Here is a 3,678-nt window from a genome sequence, read left to right as displayed (position 1 = left end):
CGACCTGCATAGCTATACCTCCACTTCTTGGCCGGGGAAGTATGCATAAGGCATAGGTCTCGGCGCGTGAGGAATTCTCAGTCTTAACTGAATGAACGGCGCCGGAGCATAGCGTTGTGCGGCCCTCGGCTGCCTAAGATTCGCGATTCTGGGCCTACAAAAGTTCCATTGCCGTCACGGCCAGAGGCTCTGGCACGAAGGGCGGAAAGCCGCCCGACGGCAACGCGGCATCGCATTCGCAAAAACCCGCGATACCGGTCAGTCGCACCGACGGCGCGACTGACAGCGACGCGCAGATAGACGCTAGCGGACGTCGGCGTTTCAAGTACCGTTCTTAGAACGGGGGCAGGCCCTGAGAAACCCGCCAACGATCGAGTTCATCTTCGAAATCGCGAATGAAGGCGGCAGCCATGCCGGCGTAAGGTTGATCATGTTCTGCAAAAGAGGACAGTGTCTCACACTCCAGCAAAATGTCGGCAAGTTCATCAGCATCTCCGGTCCATCCGTTTAGCCGGTTTATTAGTCTTGTTCGTAGTACACGCATTGGTCGCAGTGCAGGAATCCGATCAAGCACCAGTTCCGCTCGATTTAGTGCGCACGTCCTGATCGTGTAGGCTCCGTATACGCTGTAATCGCCATCTACGAGTGCAGGTTCGATCAGCGTCAACTCAACGGAGAAATCCCAAGTAACGTGCTGACTGGGATCGTTCCGGCAGGGGTCGATCAGCAGCGGATCTTCGAGGTCAAGGTTGCAGCCACTTCCGACAGCTCTCTGTCCTCGGATCTCGAATTGATTCGCTTTCCCAAAGCTTGCTGCGGCTCTCTTTCCCTGGAGTTTGAGCACTTCGGCTTTAGTCATGCCCGCCGTTACGATATTCTGGCGCAGGCTCTTATTGCAGTCCCGGCAGGTAGGAAGGAGATTGTCCCATCGATGGGCTAGCCACCAGTAGCCTGGATGCATATCGAGGTCGGCAATGCCGCCCTTTGGTCGATAGTGCTCGACCTCACGAGCGCCAACTGCACCGATCTTGCTCTCGCAATAGGCGCAATTTCCTCCGGCCAGTTGACGTAGGGCAACTTTTACGTCTGGCCCGCGGTAGTTATGGAACTGATATGATGTGTAAATAGCGGTCCATGGCACGCGCGCGCCATAGTAAGCTGTGGCGTTCGCGATCTCATTTGCGACGGCCTGGCTGGGTACTGCCAAAGACGGCGGAACCGCAACACTCGCTCTATCCAGCTTCCTCAAGTTAGCCTGCCCGAGATGATCGCAACGCTCGGAATACCGCACCGACGGCGGCGGCGCGGGCATTGGGCACCAGCGCGTCTATTGGCTTCTCGCGTTCCTGTAGATATTGTAGCAGGGCCTCCTGGATGATTTGTGCCGAAGCGCTGTCACCCACGGTCAGGCGGGACACGAGCTCGTCGGCCTCGACGCCAATCTTTAAGGCCGGATCACCCGCTACTCCATCTGAGAGACGCGCGATTTCCAGCTGCAAATCCGGATCAATAGTGCTGGACAGGCCGAAATATTCCGAAGTCAGAAGTTGCTCGACACGCATGCCTGACACGTCGGGTAGGTCCGCAAGGGTCGTAATCCCACCCTCCTCATTGCGCGCTAGGACAACGACTTCCCCATCATACATGCCGCGGACGCAAAGCGGATCGTGCGTCGTCACGACGAACTGCACGCGAGGAAAAGCCTCGCGGAGCGACGACATCACGCGCATCTTCCACCTCGGATGCAGGTGCGTTTCGATCTCGTCTATCAGCACCACGCCGTGGGCGATTTCTAAGTTGGACCAGTGTTCAAGCAGGTTCCGGCATATGTCCGCGACCATTGCGAAGACGGAACGATAGCCTTCGCTAAGTTGACCCACCGGGGTCAGCTGCCCTTGGGCAAAAACGCAGATGCCTGAACGGGGATCATTCACGAGTTGATCGTCATCACCGACAGGCAGGATCATCCGGATCGTTCGTGCCACTTCGTCAAAAGCGCGACCCCTCAAGCCGTCGAGCCACTCTGTCGGATCTGGCAGAGCTTGGCGTGAGTCGAAGAGACTGCGCACGCCGTGCGCTGCACTCGTACCCCTGCGACCCCGCGCCTTTGCGAAGTAGCGGTGTGGACCATAACCAAGGACGACGGTCGATTGCTCGGATGACCCTTCGACGCGTCCCCTGACGGGATCGTAGATGAATATCGCTGGCTCAGACCTCGCGTCTAGCTGAAGCTGCACTTCAACGGGCTCGCGTCCCCACACATCCCAAGAGTCACGGGCCTGGCTTCTTGCGAGATCACTATAGGTAAGCCGGAGCATCCGTGCCTCCCGCGTGCCCAGAAGGGCCAACGCGATGGCCGATAGGCAAGTCGATTTGCCAACTGCATTCTCGCCGAGAAGCATTAGGCAAGGTGCACCCGACTTGCGGGATCTTTCTTCCCCCAGCCTGATATCCAGGCGATCGATCGCCTTGAAGTTCGTGATCTGAACGCGCTCGATCTCTGCCTGTGGAGCTCGCAACCGCGCTTCGGGTGGAAGCACGGCAACAGGATAGAAAGCGCGCTCAGGTTCGGTCGGCTCTCGCTGGAATTCCGCGCGCCTGATCCGGTCGGAATTGCGGACCAGGTCGATCGCAGCCACCATCCGATCGCAGCCCTCGCGATCATTCTTCTCGATCAAGTCGCGCAAGCGGCGCACGAGCGACAGCCTGCTGCTAGCGCCAAGGGTCGCGATTCCGAATTCACTTAGCGTCCGCGTGAGTACGTCGCGCCATGCTCCGAGAAATGGCGTGTTAAGCACGGCGTCGGAGATGTCAGCGCCGTCTTGGAGCGCGGTCTGCCACGCCCCGACTACAGTCTCGATTGCTTCGAGCCGACGATGGACCAGCTCATCGTCATTAAGAGCAAGAAGATCGACCGTCACCTTCCCCTTGGCGGAATTGCGCTTCGGAATGCATTCACCCGAGACCAGGAACGAGAGGTGGCTCGCAGGATTATCGATCGTCGGATCGATGAGGAGAGGTCGTTCCTCTGCGCGCACTTCGTCGAACGTCGCCAGAAAGCGAGCACGTTTGCCCATAACATAAAATCTATCGCGGCGCTGCTTCTGGCAAATGCGGCATATAAGGAAGAGGTTCAACCACTCGTAAGCGAGCCAACTATAGTGATCGGCGTATCCCTCGCCATCATGGTCCCCGTCGACGCTGAGGGGCCGGAAGTGGCTGACGCCGTCCGAAGGATCGACCGGTCGCTCGCAGAAGGCGCAGGCACCGGCAAACTCTTGATGGACCATGTCCGCGAGGTGGCTGCGGTGGAAAAGGTCATGATCGATTGGGGCACGCCGCTGCCGCCGCTCCTCAAGTGAGCGGAGAGCCCAACGAAGAAGGCGCTCCCGGGGCTGGTCGATAGTATCGAAGAATAGCGCGGAAGGTGTCGTCCTGCGGACTTTAAGCATGGCAATCCTTTTCCCAATCTTCGATCTATAGCATCGCGAAGCCGGTTCGCAGAAGGCCATAAAGACTCATGCCAAGCGGCAAGCGCCCGAAATTCACTCGTATCAGGGCCTTATCGCGCCCATTCGTCAGCGTCGCGCGGAACTAGCCCGGCAGCCCGACTATGTTCTGGACATTATTCGCCACGGTACGCAGAGTGAGGTGGTTCGGTTGATCTGAACAGGTTCC

The 3,678-nt window shown here is 58.3% G+C and carries 3 protein-coding genes; 1 reads left to right on the top strand and 2 read right to left on the bottom strand.

The features are described from left to right. Positions 1-334 precede the first annotated feature (334 nt). Complete coding sequence (locus CG50_RS16980) at positions 335-1,249, bottom strand: HNH endonuclease (RefSeq protein ID WP_152559574.1); 915 nt, start codon at positions 1,247-1,249, stop codon at positions 335-337. Between the two features lies 1 nt (position 1,250). After that, on the bottom strand, positions 1,251-2,921 hold the full coding sequence (locus tag CG50_RS16400; RefSeq protein ID WP_161785424.1) for an AAA family ATPase: 1,671 nt from the start codon (positions 2,919-2,921) through the stop codon (positions 1,251-1,253). Between CG50_RS16400 and CG50_RS17140 the strand changes: the two genes are divergently transcribed. Further along, positions 2,877-3,362, top strand: coding sequence for a hypothetical protein (locus CG50_RS17140; protein WP_161785423.1), 486 nt, complete (start codon positions 2,877-2,879; stop codon positions 3,360-3,362). The two genes, CG50_RS16400 and CG50_RS17140, sit on opposite strands and share 45 nt — an antisense overlap. The last annotated feature ends 316 nt before the right edge of the window (positions 3,363-3,678 follow it).

Origin of the sequence: Paenirhodobacter enshiensis, from assembly GCF_000740785.1 — a bacterium.
GTDB lineage: Bacteria > Pseudomonadota > Alphaproteobacteria > Rhodobacterales > Rhodobacteraceae > Rhodobacter > Rhodobacter enshiensis.
This window is presented reverse-complemented; position numbering and strand designations above follow the sequence as displayed.